21 protein-coding genes and 1 pseudogene are annotated in these 21,336 nt (G+C 72.8%); 16 read left to right on the forward strand and 6 right to left on the reverse strand.

Annotated elements, in window-relative coordinates; all coding sequences use genetic code 11:
• Position 1: 1 nt before the first annotated feature.
• Positions 2–1,060, reverse strand: a complete 1,059-nt coding sequence (locus K7472_RS13495) for an ABC transporter permease (protein ID WP_222977507.1) — start codon at positions 1,058–1,060, stop codon at positions 2–4.
• 5 nt (positions 1,061–1,065) lie between these two features.
• Positions 1,066–2,076 (reverse strand): substrate-binding domain-containing protein, encoded by a 1,011-nt coding sequence (locus K7472_RS13500; protein WP_222977508.1) that lies wholly within the window; start codon positions 2,074–2,076, stop codon positions 1,066–1,068.
• A 339-nt stretch (positions 2,077–2,415) separates the two neighbouring features.
• On the opposite strand from K7472_RS13500, the gene K7472_RS13505 reads away from it, so the two are divergent.
• The 7 genes from K7472_RS13505 to K7472_RS13535 all read left to right on the forward strand — a co-directional run bounded on the left by K7472_RS13505 (position 2,416) and on the right by K7472_RS13535 (position 9,994).
• Entirely contained in the window at positions 2,416–3,441 is a 1,026-nt protein-coding gene (locus tag K7472_RS13505) for a 5-dehydro-2-deoxygluconokinase (protein ID WP_222977509.1), read from the forward strand.
• 82 nt (positions 3,442–3,523) lie between these two features.
• Positions 3,524–4,402: a Cgl0159 family (beta/alpha)8-fold protein gene (locus tag K7472_RS13510; protein WP_222977510.1), complete on the forward strand. Its 879-nt coding sequence runs from the start codon at positions 3,524–3,526 to the stop codon at positions 4,400–4,402.
• A 29-nt stretch (positions 4,403–4,431) separates the two neighbouring features.
• Positions 4,432–5,439: a 5-deoxy-glucuronate isomerase gene (gene iolB, locus K7472_RS13515; RefSeq protein ID WP_222977518.1), complete on the forward strand. Its 1,008-nt coding sequence runs from the start codon at positions 4,432–4,434 to the stop codon at positions 5,437–5,439.
• A complete protein-coding gene (gene iolD, locus K7472_RS13520) occupies positions 5,436–7,304 on the forward strand; it encodes a 3D-(3,5/4)-trihydroxycyclohexane-1,2-dione acylhydrolase (decyclizing) (RefSeq protein ID WP_222977524.1) in 1,869 nt (622 codons plus the stop codon). Before iolB ends, iolD begins: the two co-directional genes overlap by 4 nt.
• A 72-nt stretch (positions 7,305–7,376) precedes the next feature.
• On the forward strand, positions 7,377–8,177 hold the full coding sequence (locus K7472_RS13525; RefSeq protein ID WP_222977525.1) for a GntR family transcriptional regulator: 801 nt from the start codon (positions 7,377–7,379) through the stop codon (positions 8,175–8,177).
• 93 nt (positions 8,178–8,270) lie between these two features.
• The gene (locus K7472_RS13530; RefSeq protein WP_222977526.1) at positions 8,271–9,425 is read left to right on the forward strand and encodes an ROK family glucokinase; all 1,155 of its coding nucleotides are present in this window, start codon (positions 8,271–8,273) and stop codon (positions 9,423–9,425) included.
• On the forward strand, positions 9,422–9,994 hold the full coding sequence (locus K7472_RS13535; protein ID WP_222977527.1) for a hypothetical protein: 573 nt from the start codon (positions 9,422–9,424) through the stop codon (positions 9,992–9,994). The genes K7472_RS13530 and K7472_RS13535 overlap by 4 nt, the downstream gene beginning before the upstream one ends.
• A 13-nt stretch (positions 9,995–10,007) precedes the next feature.
• Here the strand turns inward: K7472_RS13535 and K7472_RS13540 are convergent, their stop codons facing one another.
• Complete coding sequence (locus K7472_RS13540) at positions 10,008–10,733, reverse strand: alpha/beta hydrolase (protein ID WP_222977528.1); 726 nt, start codon at positions 10,731–10,733, stop codon at positions 10,008–10,010.
• Positions 10,734–10,770: 37 nt separating this feature from the next.
• Positions 10,771–12,219 carry a catalase gene (locus K7472_RS13545; RefSeq protein ID WP_222977529.1) on the reverse strand — a complete coding sequence of 483 codons (1,449 nt, stop codon included), beginning with the start codon at positions 12,217–12,219 and terminating at the stop codon, positions 10,771–10,773.
• Between the two features lie 187 nt (positions 12,220–12,406).
• Here K7472_RS13545 and pcaDC point away from each other — a divergent pair, with 187 nt between their 5' ends.
• The 5 genes from pcaDC to K7472_RS13570 all read left to right on the forward strand — a co-directional run bounded on the left by pcaDC (position 12,407) and on the right by K7472_RS13570 (position 16,447).
• Entirely contained in the window at positions 12,407–13,717 is a 1,311-nt protein-coding gene (gene pcaDC, locus K7472_RS13550) for a bifunctional 3-oxoadipate enol-lactonase/4-carboxymuconolactone decarboxylase PcaDC (protein ID WP_222977530.1), read from the forward strand.
• A 120-nt stretch (positions 13,718–13,837) separates the two neighbouring features.
• Positions 13,838–14,482, forward strand: coding sequence for an MBL fold metallo-hydrolase (locus K7472_RS13555; RefSeq protein ID WP_222977532.1), 645 nt, complete (start codon positions 13,838–13,840; stop codon positions 14,480–14,482).
• Between the two features lie 109 nt (positions 14,483–14,591).
• Complete coding sequence (locus tag K7472_RS13560) at positions 14,592–15,377, forward strand: exodeoxyribonuclease III (RefSeq protein WP_222977667.1); 786 nt, start codon at positions 14,592–14,594, stop codon at positions 15,375–15,377.
• Between the two features lie 124 nt (positions 15,378–15,501).
• On the forward strand, positions 15,502–15,858 hold the full coding sequence (locus K7472_RS13565) for a cupin domain-containing protein (protein WP_222977534.1): 357 nt from the start codon (positions 15,502–15,504) through the stop codon (positions 15,856–15,858).
• Between the two features lie 118 nt (positions 15,859–15,976).
• Complete coding sequence (locus K7472_RS13570) at positions 15,977–16,447, forward strand: DUF6278 family protein (protein WP_222977536.1); 471 nt, start codon at positions 15,977–15,979, stop codon at positions 16,445–16,447.
• Positions 16,448–16,506: 59 nt separating this feature from the next.
• Here K7472_RS13570 and K7472_RS13575 read toward each other — a convergent pair whose 3' ends face one another.
• Positions 16,507–18,258: a peptide-N4-asparagine amidase gene (locus tag K7472_RS13575; protein ID WP_222977538.1), complete on the reverse strand. Its 1,752-nt coding sequence runs from the start codon at positions 18,256–18,258 to the stop codon at positions 16,507–16,509.
• A gap of 189 nt (positions 18,259–18,447) precedes the next feature.
• Here K7472_RS13575 and K7472_RS13580 point away from each other — a divergent pair, with 189 nt between their 5' ends.
• From K7472_RS13580 to K7472_RS13595, 4 genes are all read left to right on the forward strand, one after another.
• The gene (locus K7472_RS13580) at positions 18,448–18,711 is read left to right on the forward strand and encodes a TfoX/Sxy family DNA transformation protein (RefSeq protein ID WP_109453540.1); all 264 of its coding nucleotides are present in this window, start codon (positions 18,448–18,450) and stop codon (positions 18,709–18,711) included.
• Between the two features lie 188 nt (positions 18,712–18,899).
• Positions 18,900–19,667, forward strand: coding sequence for a ZIP family metal transporter (locus K7472_RS13585; RefSeq protein WP_222977540.1), 768 nt, complete (start codon positions 18,900–18,902; stop codon positions 19,665–19,667).
• A 145-nt stretch (positions 19,668–19,812) separates the two neighbouring features.
• Positions 19,813–20,052, forward strand: a complete 240-nt coding sequence (locus tag K7472_RS13590; protein ID WP_222977542.1) for a DUF6400 family protein — start codon at positions 19,813–19,815, stop codon at positions 20,050–20,052.
• The gene (locus K7472_RS13595) at positions 20,039–20,257 is read left to right on the forward strand and encodes a hypothetical protein (RefSeq protein WP_222977544.1); all 219 of its coding nucleotides are present in this window, start codon (positions 20,039–20,041) and stop codon (positions 20,255–20,257) included. Before K7472_RS13590 ends, K7472_RS13595 begins: the two co-directional genes overlap by 14 nt.
• Before the next feature lie 181 nt (positions 20,258–20,438).
• Here the strand turns inward: K7472_RS13595 and K7472_RS13600 are convergent.
• Positions 20,439–21,329 (reverse strand): annotated as a pseudogene (locus tag K7472_RS13600) (IS630 family transposase); the annotation flags it as partial.
• Between the last annotated feature and the right edge of the window lie 7 nt (positions 21,330–21,336).

Genomic DNA, 21,336 nt, shown 5'->3' on the forward strand with positions numbered 1-21,336 from the left:
CTCACCTCCGGGTCGCCTGGCGGCGTACCCACAGATTGACCAGCGTCGCCGCGAGCAGCATCACGCCGAGGAAGAACTTGAACCAGTCGGGGTTCCAGTTGGCATAGACGATGCCCTGGGTGACCATCCCGAAGATGAACGCGCCGATCACCGCGCCGACCGCCGACCCGTACCCGCCGGTGAGCAGGCAGCCACCGATGACGGCCGCGATGATGTAGAGGAACTCGTTGCCGACGCCCTCGCCCGACTGCACGGTGTCGAACGAGAACAGCTGGTTCATGCCGACGAACCAGGCGGCGAATCCCACCGACATGAACAGCGCGATCTTGGTGAGGCCGACCGGCACGCCCACCGAGCGGGCGCTGTCGCGATTGCCACCGACCGCGAAGATCCAGTTGCCGAACTTGGTGCGCAGCAGCACCCAGGTGGCGATCGCGGCGAACCCCAGCCACCAGAACACCGTGACCTTCACCTGCACGCCGTCGATGCCGACGCTGGAGGCGAAGACCGCCTTCGCCTGCCCGAAGCCGTCCATGTCGCTGATGGAGTCGGTGGCGACGTTGCCGGTGAGCAGCTTGGTGACGGCCAGGTTGAGGCCCTGGAGCATCAGGAACGTGCCGAGGGTGACCAGGAAGCTGGGCAGCCCGGTGCGCATCAGCAGGAAGCCGTTGAGCGCGCCGATGCCCAGCGACACGGCGAGCGCCACCAGCACCCCGACCCACACGTTCTGGGTGAGCTGCCAGCTGACCATGGACGCGGTGAGCGCCGAGGTGATCACCGCGACACCGGCCGACAGGTCGAACTCGCCACCGATCATCAGCAGCGCCACCGGCAGCGCGACGATGCCGATGGTGGAGCTCTGGTAGAGCACGGTCGCCAGCGAGTCCATCTGCCGGAACGGCGGCGCGACCGCGAAGAAGAACAGGTACACGGCCAACGCACCGATGAGTGCGCCCACTTCGGGCCTGGCCAGCACCCGGCGCGGCAGCGAGCGCCGCGTGGTGCGGGCGCCGGGCGCCGTCGCGGGGGCCTTACCGGGCGGGACGGCGGTCTCGGTCATCGCGATCACCGGGTCCCGTCGGCGGCGAACTTCGCGACGCTCGCCACGTTGCTCTTGTCCACGAAGGCCGGACCGGTCAGCACCGCCTGACCGCCACCGCTGGTGTCGCCGTTGTACTTGTAGAGCCACAGGCCGTCGATGGCGAGATAGCCCTGAAGGTACGGCTGCTGGTCCACCGCGAGTTGGATCGAGCCGTCCTTGATGGCGTTCACCAGATCGGAGTTGAGGTCGAAGGTGGCGATCCTCGCCTTGCTGCCCGCGTCCGACTCGGCCTGCACGGCGGTCAGCGCGAAGGGCGCGCCCAGCGTCACGATCTCGTCGATCGAGTGGTCCTGCTGGAGCTTGGCGGTGAGGGTGGACTTCACCGACGGCATGTCGGTGCCGTTGACGTAGAGGATGTCGGTGCGGCCGTGGAAGGTCTTCTTCAGACCGGCGCAGCGGTCCTCCAGCGACACGTTGCCCTGCTCGTGGATGACGCACAGCACGTGCTTGGCGCCGGACTGGTCAAGTTTGTCGCCGAGTTCCTGACCGGCGATGCCGTCGTCCTGGCCGAAGTACTCCAGCAGCCCCTGCGACTTCCAGTCCTCGATGCCCGCGTTGAGGCCGACGACCGGGATGCCCGCCTTCTCCGCCTGGGTCACCACGCCCTTCATCGCGTCCGGCTTGGCGAGGGTGACGGCTATGCCGGCGACCTTCTGGTCGATGGCGTTCTGCACGAGGTTGGCCTGGTTGGCGGCGTTGGGGTCGGCCGAGTAGACGAGATCGACGTTGTCCTTGGCGGCGGCCGCCTGCGCGCCCTTGCGCACCAGGTCCCAGAAGGTGTCGCCGGGCCCGGCGTGGGTGACCATGGCGATCTTGATGCGCGGGGTGTTCGCGTGCCCGGCGGCCAGCGCGTCGGCCGCCTCCTGGGCCCGCTTGCCGCCATGGGCGCTGGCGCAGCCGGACAGGGCCAGCAGTCCGGCCGCGCAGGCGGCGACGACGGCGACGGCCCTGCGCCTTCTGGTTGTGGGTTCCATCGGTCCTGTACCTCACACTGCGAAGAGACGGGCGGGGGCGGGGGTCGGGGACGGGGGAGTGGCGGACGGGCGGAGTGCGAAACGGCGGTCGGCGGGTCGGCCGCCGGTCCGGAGCCAACCGGCTGGCCGCGGTGGTGTCAAGACTTTGTTATGACATTCGTTCATCTCGACGTAACGGCGCAGCAACGGCGTCCGGGGCTGTCGGGTCCTGACGTTCGAATGTAAGGACAAAGCGTTGACATGGCTCCGCGGCGCGGGCTAGACCAGAGGCGCGACGCGACCGCACCGGTGGCGCGGCGCGAGCACCCGTGCCGACCGCGGACCACGAGGAGCGTGGGCATGACGCAGCCGTACGACCTGATCACCATGGGACGGATCGGGGTGGACATCTATCCCCTCCAGACCGGGGTACCGCTGGCCGAGGTCGAGACGTTCGGGAAGTTCCTCGGCGGGTCGGCCACCAACGTCGCCGTCGCCGCCGCCCGCCTCGGCCGCCGCACCGCGGTGATCAGCCGCACCGGACGCGATCCGTTCGGCGACTACCTGCACCGGGCGCTGGCGGACTTCCGGGTGGACGACCGCTGGGTGACCGCCGTCGACGGCCTGCCGACCCCCGTCACCTTCTGCGAGATCTTCCCACCGGACGACTTCCCGCTCTACTTCTACCGCCTCCCCAAGGCCCCCGACCTGGAGATCCACGCCGACGACCTCGACCTCGCCGCCGTCGCCGCCGCCCGCGTCTTCTGGATGACCGGCACCGGCCTGTGCGCCGAACCCAGCCGCACCGCCACCCTGACGGCGTTGCGCGCCAGAAGCGCGGCCGCGAGCAGCGAAGAGGCCCGGGGTGCGGGTGCCGGGAGCGCGACAGCGGGCAGCGAGGGGACCGGCGCCGCCGGGCCCGCCGTGACCGTCTTCGACCTCGACTGGCGGCCGATGTTCTGGAAGGACCCCGACGAGGCCCGCCCGCACTACGCGGAGGCCCTGCGGCACGCCACCGTGGCCGTCGGCAACCTCGACGAGTGCGAGATCGCCACCGGCGTACGCGAACCCCAGGCCTGCGCCGAGGCGTTGCTGACCGCGGGCGTGCGACTCGCCGTCGTCAAGCAGGGCCCCAAGGGCGTGCTGGCGCTGCGCGCGAACGGTGAACGCGCCGAGGTCGCGCCGTTCGCGGTCGACGTCGTCAACGGCCTCGGTGCGGGCGACGCGTTCGGCGGGGCGCTCTGCCACGGCCTGCTCGCCGGCTGGGACCTGGAACGCACCACGCGGTACGCCAACGCCGCGGGCGCCATCGTCGCCTCCCGGCTCGCGTGTTCCTCGGCGATGCCCAAGGACGCGGAGGTGGCCGCCCTGCTCGCGGGCGGCTGACCCGGCCCCGCCCGTCTTCCGCAACGACGTCGCGGGTGCCGCGTTCCCGGCGCCCGCGATCCCGCCCGAAAAGAGAGCCCCCTTGCCCCTCAGCATCAGCGACCTCACCACGGTCCGCGCCCGGCATCCCGAGGCCGTCGCGGAAGCCGCCGCCCGCCGCGCCCGCCGCCCCCTGATCGGGGAGAGCGGACGCCTGATGATCGTCGCCGCCGACCATCCGGCGCGCGGCGCGCTCGCGGTGGGGGACCGCGCCCTCGCCATGGCCAACCGCTTCGACCTGCTGGAGCGGCTGTGCGTCGCGCTGTCGAGACCGGGCGTGGACGGCGTGCTGGGCACCGCGGACGTCCTGGAGGATCTGCTGCTGCTCGGCGCCCTGGAGGGCAAGGTCGTCATGGGCTCGATGAACCGCGGCGGCCTGGCGGGCGCCGCCTTCGAACTGGACGACCGCTTCACCGGGCACCGGGCGCGCGACCTCGCCCGGATGCGCTTCGACGCGGGCAAGCTGCTGCTGCGCGTGGACTACGGAGACCCCGGATCGCTGACCACGCTGGAGACCGCGGCCCGGGCGGTCGACGCGATGGCGAAGCGACGGCTGCCGGTCTTCGTCGAGCCGTTCATCTCCCGCCGCACCGGCGGCCGGGTCGGCAACGACCTGAGCGCCGAGGCCGTCACCCGTTCCCTCGCCATAGCGTCGGGACTCGGCGGCACCTCCGCGTACACCTGGCTGAAGGTGCCGGTCACCGAGGACGTGGACGACATGGCCGCCGTGCTGGAGACCTCCACACTGCCCGTCGTGCTGCTCGGCGGGGAGGTCGGCGGCGACCAGGAGGGCGCGTACGAGAAGTGGCGCAAGGCGCTGCGGCTGCCGACCGTCCAGGGCATGGTCGTCGGCCGCTCGCTGCTCTACCCGGCGCACGGCACGGTCGCCCAGGCCGTCGACACCGCCGTGGGACTGCTGTGAACGCCCGCGAGCCCGGGCAGGCTGACGCCATGAGCGACCCGACCGGCACGACCGACCCGACCGGCACGACCGACCCCGTGGCTACGCCCGGCCCGACCGGCGCCCGCTTCCACCTGCCCGCGGGCAGCGCCGCGTCCGGACCGTACGCCGTGGACATCGGTCCGGAACGCGCGGGATGGACGTACTGCTCCCTGCGGGTGCTCCACCTCCCGCCCGGTGGGATCCACGAGTTCGCCACCGGCGACAGCGAGTGGATCGTGCTCCCGCTCGCCGGGGGCTGCGAGGTCGCCGTCGACGGCCACACCTTCCAACTGTTCGGCAGGGAGAGCGTGTTCAGCGGCGTCAGCGACTTCGCCTACCTGCCGCGCGACGCCCGCGCCCGGATCACCTCGCGCGACGGCGGGCGGTTCGCCCTCACCGGGGCACGCTGCGAGCGCGCGCTGCCCGCCCGGTACGTGCCCGCCGACGCGGTCCCGGTCGAACTGCGCGGTGGCGGCATGTGCTCGCGCCAGGTGAACAACTTCGCCGCCGCCGACGTCTTCCCGTGCGACCGCCTCATCGCCGTCGAGGTCCTCACCCCGGGCGGCAACTGGTCGTCCTACCCGCCGCACAAGCACGACGAGCACGTCCCCGGACGCGAGTCGCGACTGGAGGAGATCTACTACTTCGAGATCGCCCCCGCCCGGACCCCGGACGCCCCCGCCCGGACCCCGGCCGCAGACGGCCCCGGCACGCCCGGCCTCGGCTACCACCGGGTCACGCCCTCGGGACACGGCCGCGGCACCGACGTGCTCGCCGAGGTGCGCGACGGCGACACCGTGCTCATCCCGGACGGCTGGCACGGCCCGTCCATCGCCGCGCCCGGCCACGACATGTACTACCTCAACGTGATGGCGGGCCCCGACCCCGACCGCGCCTGGCTGATCAGCGACCACCCGGACCACGCCTGGATCCGCGATACCTGGCCCGCCCAGGGCACCGATCCCCGGCTCCCGCTCGGCACGTTCGGCACACCACCCTCAGGAGGCGCGCGATGACCACCCGACGGCTCACGGTCGCCCAGGCGCTCGTCGAGTTCCTGGCCCACCAGTACACCGAACGCGACGGCGTGCGGCGCCGGTCGATCGCCGCGTGCTGGGGCATCTTCGGCCACGGCAACGTCGCCGGGATCGGCCAGGCGCTGCTGGAGACCGGGCCCGGCGCCATGCCGTACCTCCAGGGCCGCAACGAACAGGCCATGGTGCACGCCGCCGTCGGCTACGCCCGGCAGTGCGACCGGCTGTCCGCGCACGCCGTCACCACCTCCATCGGCCCCGGCGCCACCAACCTGGTCACCGGTGCCGCGCTCGCCACCGTCAACCGGCTGCCGGTGCTGCTGCTGCCCGGCGACACCTTCGCCACCCGCCCCGCCGACCCCGTGCTCCAGCAGCTCGAAGCCCCCGGCGCGGGCGACGTCAGCGTCAACGACGCGCTGCGGCCGGTCAGCCGGTGGTTCGACCGGGTCACCCGGCCCGAGGCGCTGGTCCCGGCCGCGTTGCAGGCCGTACGGGTGCTCACCGACCCGGTGGAGACCGGCGCCGTCACCCTCGCCCTGCCGCAGGACGTACAGGCCCAAGGCTTCGACTGGCCCGAGGAGTTCTTCGCCGACCGCGTCTGGCGGGTGCGCCGCCCGGCGCCCGACCCGGCCGAACTCGCCGACGCCGCCCGCGCGATCCGCACCGCCCGCCGCCCGCTGATCGTCGCGGGCGGCGGAGTCCACCACAGCGAGGCCGAGGAGTCGCTGCGCCGCCTCGCCGAGGCCACCGGCATCCCGGTCGCCTCCACCCAGGCGGGCAAGGGCTCGCTGCGCCACGACCACCCGGCCGACGTCGGCGGCATCGGCCACACCGGCACCGCCGTCGCCGACGAACTCGCCCGCACCGCCGACCTGGTGATCGGCGTCGGCACCCGGTACACCGACTTCACCACCGCCTCCGGCACCCTGTTCGCGGCCCTGGGCGTGCGTTTCGTGAACCTCAACGTCACGCCCGCCGACGCCCGCAAGCAGTGCGGCCTGCCGCTGGTCGCCGACGCCCGCACCGGCCTGGACGCGCTGGCCGGAGCCCTCGCCGGATTCCGCGTCGAGCCCAGCTACGAGGCCGAGTACGGTGCGGGCAAGGCGAGTTGGGAACGCGTCGTGGCCGCCGCCCTCGAAGCGCCCGACCCGGACGCCCGCCCCACCCAGGCCCAGGTCGTCGGCGCGCTGGACACGGTGGTCGGCGACGAGGACGTCGTGATCAACGCGGCCGGCTCCCTCCCGGGCGACCTGCACAAGCTCTGGCGCGCCCGCTCCCGCAGGCAGTACCACCTGGAGTACGGCTACTCCTGCATGGGCTACGAGATCCCCGCCGCGATCGGCGTGAAGCTCGCCGCGCCCGACCGCCCGGTGTGGGCGCTGGTCGGCGACGGCACGTACCTGATGATGCCCACCGAGATCGTCACCGCCGTCCAGGAAGGCGTCGCCGTCAAGCTGCTGCTGCTCCAGAACCACGGCTACGCCTCCATCGGCGGCCTGTCCGAGCAGACCGGCGGCGAGCGCTTCGGCACCGCCTACCGCTTCCGCGCCACGGACGGCACCTACACCGGCGACCCGCTCCCGGTCGACCTGGCCGCCAACGCCGCCAGCCTCGGCATGGACGTCCTGCGCGCCACCACCGTCCGCGAACTGACCGCGGCCCTCACCACCGCCCGCGCCGCCGACCGCCCGACCTGCGTGTACGTCGAGACCGCGCCCGGCGGCGGCGTACCGGACGCGCAGGCGTGGTGGGACGTGCCGGTCGCCGAGGCCGCCACCCGCCCGGCCGCGATCACCGCCCGGCAGGAGTACGAGCGGGGAGTCGCCGAGCGCCGCCACCACCTGTGAGGCCGGGGCGCCCCTGCGAAGGGCGCGGCGCGCCGCCTCCGCTCCCCGAAAACCGATTGTCTGGACAATCTGATGTCAGAGGTTCCTGTCCTCCCTGCCGGGGGCTACGCTCGCCCCGTGCCCCAGCCCCCGTCCGCAAGCCTCGACCTGCACGTGGACCGCTCCAGCCCCGTGCCGCTCTACTACCAGCTCGCCCAGCAGCTGGAGAGCGCCATCGAGCAGGGCCGCCTCGCGCCCGGCACCCTGCTGGGCAACGAGATCGACCTCGCCTCCCGGCTGGGCCTGTCCCGCCCCACGGTCCGGCAGGCCATCCAGTCCCTGGTCGACAAGGGACTGCTGGTGCGCCGCCGGGGCGTCGGCACGCAGGTCGTGCACAGCCAGGTCAAGCGCCCGCTGGAGCTGTCCAGCCTCTACGACGACCTCCAGGCGGCCGGCCAGAGCCCCGCGACCCGGGTGCTGCGCAACGAGACCGAGCCCGCGTCGGCGGAGGTCGCCGCCGCGCTGGGTGTCGCCGAGGGCGCCGAGGTCGCCGTCGTCGAACGGCTGCGGCTCACCCACGGCGACCCGATGGCCCACCTGCGCAACCACCTGCCGCTCGGCCTGCTGGAGCTGGACGGCGCCCGGCTGGAGACCACCGGCCTGTACCGCCTGATGCGCGGCGCGGGCGTCACACTGCACAGCGCCCACCAGACCGTCGGCGCCCGCACCGCGACCGCGCAGGAGGGCGAACTGCTGGCGGAGCCGGAGGGCAGCGCCCTGCTGACGATGCGCCGCACCACCTACGACGACACCGGCCGCCCGGTCGAGTACGGCTCGCACATCTACCGCGCCTCCCGCTACGCCTTCGACTTCCAGCTGCTCGTCCGGCCCTGACCCGAGGGAGGCCCGAGGCCCCCTGTCGTATATTGGGCGGCTGGACCCCCCGACCCGTATGGGGCGGCTGGACCCCCGACCCGGAGAACCCCCTTGAGCGCCTACCGCGAACGCGTCCACCGCACGGGCGCGGCGCGATCGACCGTCCTGCGCACCGTCGGCCGCCGGGAGCGCCGCTCCCACCTGACCGCCCCGCGGGTGCCCACCGTCGGCATCGACATCGGCGGCACCAAGGTCATGGCGGGCGTGGTCGACCCGGACGGGCACATCCTGGAGCAGCTGCGCACCGAGACGCCGGACAAGTCCAAGAGCCCCAAGGTGGTCGAGGACACCATCGTCGAACTCGTCCTGGATCTGTCGGAACGCCACGACGTGCACGCCGTCGGCATCGGCGCCGCGGGCTGGGTGGACGCCGACCGCTCCCGGGTGCTGTTCGCCCCGCACCTGTCGTGGCGCGACGAACCGCTGCGCGACCGCCTCTCCGAGCGGCTGCTCGTCCCGGTCATGGTCGACAACGACGCCAACACCGCGGCGTGGGCCGAGTGGCGGTTCGGCGCCGGGCGCGGCGAGGACCACCTCGTCATGATCACCCTCGGCACCGGCATCGGCGGCGCGATCCTGGAGGACGGCCAGGTCAAGCGCGGCCGCTGGGGGGTGGCGGGGGAGTTCGGCCACATGCAGGTCGTCCCCGGCGGCCACCGCTGCGCCTGCGGCAACCGCGGCTGCTGGGAGCAGTACAGCTCGGGCAACGCGCTGGTGCGCGAGGCCCGCGAGCTGGCCGCCGCCGAGTCGCCGGTCGCCTACGGGCTCATCGACCGGGTCGGCGGCCAGGTCGGCGACATCACCGGGCCGCTGATCACCGAGCTGGCGCGGTCGGGCGACGCGATGTGCGTCGAGCTGTTCCAGGACATCGGCCACTGGCTCGGCGTCGGCATCGCCAACCTCGCCGCCGCGCTCGACCCCTCCTGCTTCGTCATCGGCGGCGGTGTCTCGGCCGCCGACGACCTGCTGATCACCCCGGCCCGCGACGCGTTCCGCCGCACGCTGACCGGCCGCGGCTACCGTCCCGAGGCCAGGATCGTCCGCGCCGAGCTGGGCCCCGAGGCGGGCATGGTGGGCGCGGCGGACCTGGCCCGGCTGGTCGCCCGCCGCTTCCGGCGCACCAACCGGCGCCGCGTCGAGCGTTTCGAACGCGGCCCCTTCCAGACGCTGCTGACCCCGCGCGGGCGGGCGGAGGACGAACGATGAGCACCGAAGCGCGGGAGGACGACGCCCCCGCCGTCCCGCGGACCCCCGAGCCGCCGCGCCGACGGCACCGCTGGGTCAAGCCGGTCGTCGTCTCCCTGCTGATCGCGATCCCCGCCGGGTACGGAGCGGTGGCCGCCGTGCAGAGCCGCGACACCGACGGCGACAAGCAGATCAGGGCCGAGATGGCCGGGCTCGTCGACAGCTGGCCCAGCCACCTGCAACGCAGCATCTACCAGGTCCCCGTGCCGTACAGCGCGACCCACGTCGCGTACTACGAGGGGAACTCCTGGAAGACCAGCTCGCTGTACGTCCGCTTCACCACGACCGGCGGCGGCCTCGACACGTTCCTGGCCCAGCTCGGCACCGGCCGCACCGACCTCAGGTCCGGCCACGTCACGATCCCCGCGGACCAGGCCAAGCGCGTCGGCTGGACGTTCCCGGCCGGCCACGCCTGGTCGGGCGTCACCCTCCCGCAGCCCGGCAAGGCCCCCACCCACGCCGTCACCGTCGACCTGGACGACCCGGACGCCCCGGTGGTGTACGTGGTCTCGACGACGACGTTCGGCTGACGCCACCGGACGGTCAGCGGAACCCCGCCGCGATCCGCCCGAGCACGTCGGCGGTCCGCCGCGGGGCGGCCAGCATGGTGTCGTGGCCGCAGGGCAGGTCGTGGGTCTCCCAGCCGTCGGTTACGGCACGGCGGTGGAAGGGCGCCAGGCTGTCGAGAGCCGGCGCGGTGTGCCGGACGTACGCCTTGCGGAGGCCGTCGAGCGCGTCGGGCACGAAGTGGACGGCGTCGGTCTGGCAGCGCAGCGGGAAGTCGGTCAGCCGCGGTCCGGCCCACCGCCGCAGGTCCGGGTCGGTGACACCCCACTGGTCGAGGAACGCGGGGCCCGCCGGAACCCGCCAGCCGTCCCCCGTGGCGTCGGCGATCTCCCGGTAGCGGGCGGCCACCGACGGCGGCTCCACGTCCAGCAGCGACTGCCCCGGGTCGGCCAGGAAGGCGGCGAGGAACACGACGCCCGCCAGCCGCTCCGCGCAGCGCTCGGCCACCGGTCCGGCCAGGATCCCCGCGTAACTGTGCAGGACCAGGTGGACGTCGCGCAGGTCCTCGAACCACAGCAGGTCGGTGAGGTCGTCGACGTGGGTCGCGACGCCGACGTCCGGGGTCAGCGACCGGCGGCGCTCGCCCTGGCCGGTCAGGGTCGGCGTGAACACCTCGTGCCCGGCGCCGGTGAGCCGCTGCCGCACGGCCCGCCAGCACCACGCGCCGTGCATGGCCCCGTGCACGAGGACGAACGTCGCCATGGCGCCCGCGCCGCCCCTGTCCGGCCCGCCCGGACCGTCAGCCGCCGTTGACGTTGGTGGCGATACGGTCGCCGATCTCCTTGTCGATGTTGCGCCAGTACTGCAGGGCGCGGTCCAGCACCGGCCGGCTCACTCCGTCCTTGAGGTGGCCGGTGACGTTGGCGACCAGGCGCGCGCGGGCCTCGTCGTCCAGCACGTGGCGCACCATCGTCCCCGGCTGCCCGAAGTCGTCGTCCTCCCGGTGCAGCGTGTAGGCCTCGCGGACCATCTCGCCCGCGGTCCGCCAGCCCGTGATGTCCCCGTACGCCTCGGGCGACGCCGCGGGGCCGCCGTAGGAGTTGGGGGCGTAGGGCCGGGCGGTCCGGTTCGGCTCGAAGCGCATCGGGCCGTCCTTGGCGTACGAGTACACCGGGACGTGCGGCCGGTTGGGCGGCAGTTGCGCGTAGTTGGGGCCGATCCGGTAGCGGTGGGTGTCGGGGTAGGAGAAGAGCCGGCCGAGCAGCATCTTGTCCGGCGACGGGCCGATGCCCGGCACCATGCTGGAGGGCTCGAACGCGGCCTGCTCGATGTGGACGAAGAAGTCCTCGGGGTTGCGGTCCAGCGTCATCCGCCCGACCTCGATCAGCGGGTAGTCGCCGTGCGGCCACACCTTGGTCAGGTCGAAGGGGTTGAAGCGGTAGTCCGGCGCGTCGTCGAACGGCATGACCTGCACGTACAGCGTCCAGGACGGCGGCTCGCCGCGGTCGATGGCCTGCCACAGGTCCTCGCGGTGGACGTCCGGGTTCCAGCCCGCCAGCTCGGCCGCCTCGTCGTCGGTGAGGTGGTCGATGCCCTGGTCGGTCTTGAAGTGGTACTTGATCCAGAACTTCTCGCCGCCCGCGTTGACCCACATGTACGTGTGCGAGCCGTAGCCGTTCATGTGGCGGTACGACTTCGGGATGCCGCGGTCGCCCATCAGCCAGGCGACCTGATGGGCGGACTCCGGGGAGAGCGTCCAGAAGTCCCACTGCATGTCGTGGTCGCGCAGCCCGTTGTCGGGGCGGCGCTTCTGCGAGCGGATGAAGTCCTGGAACTTGATGGTGTCCCTGACGAAGAAGACCGGCGTGTTGTTGCCGACCAGGTCGTAGTTGCCGTGTTCGGTGTAGAACTTCAGCGCGAAGCCGCGCGGGTCACGCCAGGTGTCCGGGCTGCCCTGCTCGCCCGCGACCGTCGAGAAGCGGGCCAGCATGTCGGTGCGCTTGCCCGGCTGGAAGAGGTCGGCCTTGGTGAACTCGCTGACGTCGTTGGTGACCTGGAAGAAGCCGTACGCGCCGCTGCCCTTGGCGTGCACGACCCGCTCGGGGACCCGCTCGCGGTTGAACTGGGCCATCTTCTCGATGAGGTAGTGATCCTGGAGCAGGATCGGTCCGTCCGCACCGACGGTCAGCGAGTGTTCGTCGCTCTCGACCGGGATGCCGGCGTTGTTCGTGGTGTGCGGAGTGCTCATCGGGCACCCTCCCCGATCTGGTGTGATTTGTGTCGTTACGTACAGTAAGCAGTGAACCTCTGCCGCCTTCGATCGGCAACACGGCAACGCCTACCCGGCGCGGCCCGGCCGACCCTCCATGCGGCGGTCCGGTGGAGGCTCCCAACCCCCGTCCGTGCGACGTGGCGGGATGTGGGAGCGTGATCGGGTGAGTGAGACGACGGCACAGACCCTTCAATACCGCTGCGACGGGCAGGAACACGCTCCGGTCCTGGTCCTGGGACCCGCCCTCGGCACCACATGGCACATGTGGGACCGGCAGGTGCCCGAGCTGGCCGGGCAGTGGCGGGTCGTCCGCTTCGACCTGCCGGGGCACGGCGGTGCCCCCGCGGAGCCGTCCTCGTCCGTGGGCGAGCTGGCGGACCGGCTGCTCGCCACGCTCGACGAGCTGGGCGTCGACCGGTTCGGCTACGCGGGCTGCTCGCTGGGCGGCGCCATCGGCGTCGAACTGGCGCTGCGCCACCCGCACCGGGTCGCCTCGCTGGCCCTGGTCTCCGCCTCCGCCCGTTTCGACACCCCCGACGCCTGGCGGCAGCGCGGCGTCGTGGTGCGCTCCGGCGGGCTCGGGCAGATCGCCATGACCACCCCCGAGCAGTGGTTCACCCCCGGCTTCCGCGCCGCGCAGGCGGGCATCGTCGAGTGGTCCGTGCAGATGGTCCGCACCACCGACGCGGACTGCTACATCGCCGCCTGCGAGGCGCTGGCCAGCTACGACGTACGCGCCGAACTGGGCCGGATCGCGGTGCCGACGCTGGTCGTGGCCGGCGCCGAGGACCCCAGCACGCCGCCGGCGGACGCCCGCGCGCTGGTCGCCGCGATCCACGACGCCCGGCTCGCCGTGGTGCCCGGTGCCTCCCACCTGGCCCCGGTCGAACAGCCGAGGGCGGTCACCGACCTGGTCGTGCGGCACTTCACCGCCGCCTGGTCCGAGCGCCTCCTGATGCCCGGGCCCGTCGCACCGCCACCGCGCACCGCCCCCGAGGCGGGCCCGGCGCACGCCGCGCCGCCCGCCACCGGGGCGCACACGCTGCCCCCGGACGCGCCCCCGGTGCCCGCCGCCCCCGCGCCCGTCGGCCGCCCGGATCCGTACGAGGACGGCATGCGGATCCGCCGCGAGGTGCTGGGCGACGCCCACGTGGACCGGGCGACGGCCGCCACCGACGACCTGACCGGCGACTTCCAGGAGTTCATCACCCGCTACGCCTGGGGCGAGGTGTGGAACCGCCCCGGACTGGACCGCAGAACCCGCAGCGTGATCACCCTGACCGCGCTGGTGGCCGGCGGTCACCTCAAGGAGCTGGCGTTCCACGTGCGCGCGGCGCTGCGCAACGGTCTCGCCCCCGCCGAGATCGGCGAGGTCCTCCTCCAGACCGCCGTCTACTGCGGCGTGCCCGCCGCCAACTCGGCGTTCGCGGTGGCCCAGCGGGTCATCGCGGAGGAGACGAAGCTGCCGGGCTGACCGGCCGCCGGGCCGTCGTGACCAGGGCCCGGGCACCGGGCCGGGCGCCAGGGTGGTTGGCCGGGTACCGGGATCGCGCCGCACTGCCGGGCGGCCCGGCCCGGTGCCATCATGGCCCGTATGAAGATGATCAAAAAGGGTCACGCCTGTGTCCGTCTGGAGAAGGACGGCCGCGCGCTCGTCGTCGACCCGGGCGCGTTCACCGAACAGGACGCGGCGGCCGGCGCGGACGCGATCCTCGTCACCCACGAGCACCTCGACCACTTCGACGAGGGCAGGCTGCGCGCCGCGCTCGACGCCAACCCCGAGGCCAGGATCTGGACCCTGCGCAGCGTCGCCGACCGGATCGCAGCCGCCTTCCCCGGCCGGGTGACCACCGTCGGCCACGGCGACACGTTCACCGCCGCGGGGTTCGACGTCCAGGTCCACGGCGAGCTGCACGCCGTCATCCACCCCGACATCCCCCGCATCACCAACGTCGGCTTCCTGGTGGACGGTTCGGTCTTCCACCCCGGTGACGCGCTGACCGTGCCCGACCAGTCCGTCGAGACGCTGCTGCTGCCGGTGCACGCGCCGTGGAACAAGTTCTCCGAGGTCGCCGACTACGTGCGCGCCGTCTCCCCGGCCCGCGCCTACGCCGTGCACGACGGGCTGCTCAACGACCTCGGCCTGTCGGTCTACGCCCGCAACCTCGGTCCCGGCGGGGTGACCACCGGCGCCGAGTACGCGCGGCTGCTGCCGGGCGAGAGCGTGCGGCTGGCCTGACCGGCGGCGGGCGTGGCCGATGACGGGCGGAAGGCGGCGGGCGTTGTCGGCGGCGGAGGGAAGGCGGCGGGCGTTGTCGGTGGCGGGCGGTAGATTGCCTGGCATGGCACTGCGCATCGCGACCTGGAACGTCAACTCGATCACCGCCCGGCTGCCGAGGCTGCTGGCCTGGCTGGAGAAGTCCGGCACGGACGTGCTGTGCCTCCAGGAGCTCAAGTGCGCCGAGGCGTCCTTCCCGTACGAGCCGCTGCGCGAGCTGGGCTACGAGGCCGCGGTCAACGCCTCCGGCCGGTGGAACGGCGTGGCCGTGCTCTCCCGGGTCGGCCTCGCCGACGTCACGACGGGCCTGCCCGGCCAGCCCGGCTACCCGGACGGTGAGGCACCGGAGGCCCGGGCGCTCGCCGCGACCTGCGGCCCGGCCCGGGTCTGGTCGGTCTACGTGCCCAACGGCCGCGAGGTCGGCCACGACCACTACGCGTACAAGCTGCGCTGGCTCCAGGTGCTGCGCGACGCGGTCGTCGAGGACGCGGCGGGCGAGCGGCCGTTCGCCGTGCTCGGCGACTACAACATCGCGCCCACCGACGACGACGTGTGGGACCGCGCCCGCTTCGAGGGCCTGACCCACGTCACCGAGCCGGAACGGGCCGCGCTCGCCGCGCTGCGGGACGCGGGCCTGAGCGACGTGGTGCCGCGCCCGCTCAAGTACGACCAGCCGTTCACCTACTGGGACTACCGCGAGCTGTGCTTCCCCAAGAACCGCGGCATGCGCATCGACCTGGTCTACGGCAACCAGCCGTTCGCCAATGCCGCCACCGACGCGTTCGTGGACCGCGAGGAGCGCAAGGGCAAGGGCGCCTCCGACCACGCGCCGGTCGTGGTGGACCTGGAGGTCTGACACCCGGCTGCCACACGGGCCACCGTCACACGGCCCGCCGCTTTACGGGCTGTACGCGGCCCGGCCGCACGGCAGGCAAGGTGTCGGCGCCGCGGGGCGGACGAGCCGCGTAGGCTCGCCGGTCATGAGCACCAGCGCCGTCCCGCCCTTCGCCCTGCACGTCGCCGACGCCGAGCTGGCGCCGGACCCGCTCGACCCGGAGCAGATCGTCTCCGGCACCCCCGAGGTCACGAGCGCGGTGCTGTGGCGTACGCCGGACGGCGCCGTGGAGCACGGCATCTGGCAGATCACCCCGGGCGTGGTGACCGACACCGAGGCGGACGAGCTGTTCACCGTGGTCTCGGGCAGCGCCGTGGTCGCCTTCGAGGACGGCCGGGTGATCGAGGTCGGCCCCGGTGACGTCTGCGTGCTGCGCGAGGGCGACCGCACGACCTGGACGGTGCGCGAGACGCTGCGCAAGGTCTACACGGTCCGCGGCTGACCCACCGCGACGGTCCGCGGCTGACCCGTCGCGCCACGCGGTCGTCGGGCGGGGGCGTTCCGGCCGATCGCCGCGTCGCGGGGTCCCGCGCACCGGATCGGTGCCAGGATGGGCGGATATGGGGATCTCGTTCATCGACAACTGGCGCGCACGGCACGGCTCGGCCCGCGGAGTGTCCGTGACGAGACCGCGCGCGGACGACCGCGACGGCCTCGCGGAGCTGCTCGCCGAGTGCGAGGCGCTGCGCTCCCTCGCGTACGACAGCGGTCTCGAACTCGACGATTCGGCCGACTCGTTGGCCGCTCTCGACCAGGTGATGCCGCGCTGGCGCGACGACCCGGAGCGGATGGCCCGGCTGGGCAACGACGCCGGGCTCTACCTCGGCACCGTGGTGGTACATACCGTGCCGGGAGCGCGCTGGCGGGTGCGGCCCGACGGGCAGCCGGTGGTGCGCCTGGCGTCCGGCCGGGAGTTCGACGTGGTGCGCGCGGGCCGCGCCTGGGCGGACGGCGGCACCCCCGAACTCGCCCAGACGTACGCGGAAGTGGCCGAGGGGCACGGGAGCGAGCGCCCCGCACCCCTCGGCTGACGAGCGGACGAGTCGACGGGCGGACGAGCCGCCGCGCTGGCGCGCCCGCTCCGCCCCGCCTACCTCCCGCAGCCGCCGGGCACGAGGCTGCCGCGGTCCGAGGTGATCCAGCCGTGCGCCGCCCGCAGCGCACGCGTCCAGCACGAGCCGTCGTCCGTGGTGCCGTGGTAGCGCTCGGTCGAGGTGCCGTCCGCGGTCTGCACCACGCCGTTCTTCTTGGCCAGTTCACCGGTGGCCGTCAGGCGGTCGTCGGTGGTGGCCGTCGTCCGCCACGGGCCGTACGCGCCCTCACGCACGCTGTCGGTCAGCACCCGCCCTTGCGTCACGGTGGCGGACAGCGCGTAGTTGTTGTCGTCCACCAGGGACGCCACGTCGCTGTCCACGTCGATCGGGTACGACCAGGTGCTCCGCTCGGCGCGCTGCGTGCCCGCGCCCCGCGTGGTGACCGTGGTGGTGCCCGCGTCGCGCTGGCGGACCCGCTGGGACTGGCCGGTCGCCGAGACCACGTCGTCGTTGCTGTAGCTGTACGCCTGCCGGACGGTGGTGGTCACGCGGCCGTGCGAGGTGTCGACGTACCCGCTGATCGACCAGTCGCGGTGCGTGCCGACCGCCACGTCGGTGCCGCCGTCTCCCTGCTTGGTCTCCTTCGTGGTCACCGTCGGCGTCGCCGCCAGGGTGTCGGAGGTGACCGCGCCCGAGGTGTGCGCCCGGCCGTGGTCGGTGCCGAGGAAGAGCGAACCGCCCACCGTCCACGTGTCGTCGGCGCCGTACGGGGTGAGCGTGAGGGTGTGCGCGCGGCCGTCCGCCAGCACGCCCGCGAACGGCGTCAGGTCCAGGTCGTAGGCGAGCGTGCGGAACTGGTCGATGGCGGGAACGGGCCGCCACAGCGTGGGCACGATGCCGCCCGAGTAGACCACCGGGTACGGCTGCGCCAGTCCGGCGGGACGGCCGTCCACGCTGACCAGCACCTCGCGGTACGGGCCGCCGCCGCACAGGTAGTCCGGCGCGGTCGCCGCCAGGTCGTCCGGCACGTCGTCGAACCACTGCTCGTCGCAGCCGCCGCCGCGCGCGTACAACTCCAGCCTGGCGCTGGTCAGATCACGCGGGAAGGTCAGTGACTTGGACGCCGACTGCCCCTTGCCCAGCTGGAACCAGGGCTGCGCGCCGGGCGTGGTGTCGGAGACCGGCAGCACCTGGTCGGCGGTGCGGGCCGCCGGGTGGCGGGTGTCGGCCAGGTAGTAGGTGAAGGTGATCCGCATGTGGAAGACGCCGGTGTACGTGCTGTTGACAACGTTGCCCAGCTCGACCTGGAGCTGCTGCGGGTGGCGCAGCAGCGGGGTGAACTCGGTGATGTCCTTGTCCACGTTCCAGCTGATGCCCTTGTCGTCCGGCTCGGGCGTGCTGGTGCGGAAGATCTCCGCGCCGCCCAGCCAGACCCCGGCCAGCCGGTCGTACTGCCGCCCCTTGATGCTGCCGGACCAGTTCATGACCACCTTGGTCCACGGTCCCGCGCAGGCCGCGGGCGGGGTGACGGTGGTGGCGTAGGGCGGGTCGCTGATGGTGTTGCCGAAGTCGTGCCGCAGGACCGTCACCGTGCAGTGCCGGGTGGCCGGGCGGCTGACCGGGGGCGCCGCGCTGACCGGGTCCTGGTAGTTCACCTCGGGCCCCGAGGCCGGGGCGGCGGGGCTCGTGCCGGAGGCTGCCGGGGCCGCCGCGAGGGCGGGGGCCGTGGCGCCTCCGAGGGCCAGGACCGCGGCTGCGGCCAGTGTGACGAGGCCGCGTGATCGCCGTATCCAGTGGTGCCGTGTCATCCGTTCCCCTCTTCAGATCATCGTCTGATCAAGGTTTCTGATCATCGGTCGGCTGTACGGTGCCGTAATCCCGAATCCCGGACAAGACCCGGTTCACGGCCACCGACGGCCCCGCGTGCGCGGGATTGGGCCCGCGGGCGGGCATCATGGCGGAACAGGTCACGAACTGTCGCAGACCGGGAGATACACATGGAATCTCTGGAAAAACTCCCCAACATCGGTGCGATCCTCGCCGACCGGCTGCGGGGTGCCGGGGTGAGCGACGCGGAAGAGCTGCGGCGCCTCGGTGCCGCGGCCGCCTTCGCCAAGATCAGCGGGGAACTGCCGGAGGACGCGCGCAGCCACACGCTCTTCGCCCTCGAAGGTGCCATCCGCGGCACCCGGTGGACCTCCATCCCGCAGGACGAACGCGCCACGCTCGCGTCACGGGTCTTCGACCGCGGGGAGATCTGAGGGTCACTCGCGGGGACGGCGGGTTGGCCCGGGCGGTGTGACCGCGTCGGGTCCGGCTCGCGGACGCCGCCCCGCGGCCTCTGCCGTTACCGTCGGTAGTGGCAATCCGCCCCACCCGCGCCGACCACTCGGCCCATACGGACCACCCCGGTGCGGCGGACCGCGTGACCTGGCGGGATCATGACCCCATGGCAGTACTGGTCGCGGTCGGCGCGTTCCTCATGACGGTGGTGGGCGGCGTGGTCGCCCACCGGATCGGCGACCGGCGCCACCTGGTCCTCGGCCTCGCCGCGGGGCTGATGCTCGGCGTGGTCGGCTTCGACCTGCTGCCGGAGTCGCTGGACGCGCAGCCGCGCGAGGTCTTCGGCGTGCCCGCCGCGCTGCTGATGTTCGTCGTGGGATTCCTCGGCATCCACGTGGTCGAGCGCTCGGTCGCCATCCACCGCGCCCACGAGGGCGAGTACGCGGCGCATTCCCACGGCCACGCGCAGGCCCACGGCCACCAGCACGGCGGCGGGTCCCAGGGCCTGGGCCTGGCCGCCGCGTCCGCGCTGGTCGGGCACAGCGTGATGGACGGCTTCGCCATCGGCGCCGCCTTCCAGGCCGGATCGACGGTCGGCACGGTGGTGGCCATCGCCGTGATCGCGCACGACTTCGCCGACGGCTTCAACACGTACACGATCACCCGGCTGTACGGGAACGCCCGCCGCCGGGCCTTCGCTCTGCTGGCCTGCGACGCGGTGGCGCCGGTCGCGGGCGCGGCGATCACGCTGGCGTTCACCATCCCGCAGGGCGTGCTCGGCCTCTACCTGGGCTTCTTCGCGGGATTCCTGTTCTACCTGGCGACCTCCGACATCCTGCCCGAGGCGCACAGCCCGCACCCGTCGCTGTCGACCCTGCTGTGCACGGTGGCCGGGACCGGCTTCATGTGGCTGGTCATCGGCCTGGCGGCCTGAGCCCGCCGGTACCCGGCCGCCGTGCCGCGCGCCTGCGGTCGTACGAGACATTCGTCGCATTTTCCGGTCGGGGCTGTCCGGGACGCGGGTCGTTTTGCTACCACGGAAGGAGCAATCACTCCCGCGCCCACCCGGAAGCACCGCCATGACCGAGCAGCTGCACGCCTTCGACATCGACCTGACCCGCGAGGAAGCGCGCCGCCAGGCCGAGGTCGTCGCCGCACTCGGCGACACCTGGGACCCGGCCGCCGTCCTCGACGGCGAGCGCGAGGCGTACCGGATGCTCTACTCCTCGCTGGACGAGGAGCAGCTCGCCGTCTACCGGCAGCTGGAGGCGGCCGGTGTACTGCCCCCGCTGGAGGAGTACGGGCATGCTGCCGATTGACCCCAGCGCCGACCTGGGCCGCCGCGCCTGGGTGCCCTGCCCGGGCTGCGCCGACCACCAGGACTGCGGGACCTGCGACGCGGGCCGCACCTGCGCCGAGCACTGGCGCTACCTGCTGTCCAACAAGGGCCGCACCCTGCACCTCCAGTGCCCGAACTGCGCCCACCTGTGGAGCCACGACTCAGGCTTCGGCGCGACCGCGTAGACCCGCGCCCCTGGGTGAGCACGCAGGGGCGCGGGGAACTGCGCGACCAGCCGGCCACCGGCCCGCGGCCGACGAGACCACCGACGAAGGCCGTCGCCCGACCTCGGGCCCGCTGTGGCTGGTCGCGAAGTTCCCCGCGGTTCTGGTCTAACGGTCCACCCCGAGTGAGTCCTTCCACTCACTAGTGTTCTGAGTCGTTAATTCGTGTGCAGTATGCGGCTAGGGTGTCGAGGACTTCGTCGGCGGTCTTCGTCCAGACGAACGGCTTGGGGTTCCTGTTCCACTCGTTGATCCAGTCGCGGATGTCCCGTTCCAGTTCGATGACGCTGCGGTGGGCCGAGCGGCGGAGTTTGCGGCAGGTCAGCTCCGCGAACCAGCGCTCGACGAGGTTGAGCCAGGACGTCGAGGTGGGAGTGAAGTGCAGATGGAAGCGGGAGTGCCGAAGCAGCCACTTGGTTTTGTGGGTGGCGTAGTTGTCCAGGACCAGGTGGAGTTCGAGGTGCTTCGGAACGGCTGCGTCGATGACCTTCAGGAAGCGGAGGAACTCCTGGTGGCGGTGGCGGCGGTAGTGCTGGGCTATGACCGAGCCAGAGGTGATGTCCAGAGCGGCGAACAGGCTGGTCGTGCCGTGCCGGACGTAGTCGTGCGTCATCTTCGCCGGCGTGGTCGGCGCCATCGGCAGCACCGGCTGGGTACGGTCCAGGGCCTGTATCTGCGACTTCTCGTCCACCGCCAGGACCAGGGCGTTCTCCGGCGGGGACAGGTAAATACCCACCACGTCGCGGACCTTGGTCACGAACTGCGGGTCAGTCGACAGCTTCCAGGTCTCCACGATGTGCGGCTTGAGGCCGAACGCCCGTCAGATCCGCGAGACCGCCGACTGCGACATGGCCGCCGCCTCGGCCATCGAACGCGTCGACCAGTGCGAATCGCCCGTCGGCGGCGCCTGGCCGAGCGTCCTGGCGACCAGTGCTTCGACCTGCTCGTCCGTGATCTTCCGCGGTGCCCCCGAACGCGGCCGGTCCACCAGGCCCTCCAGCCGGTCCGCGGCGAACCGGGACCAGTTAGAGACTTTGCGC

It is taken from the genome of Streptantibioticus parmotrematis (genome assembly GCF_019890615.1).
Lineage (GTDB): Bacteria > Actinomycetota > Actinomycetes > Streptomycetales > Streptomycetaceae > Streptantibioticus_D > Streptantibioticus_D parmotrematis.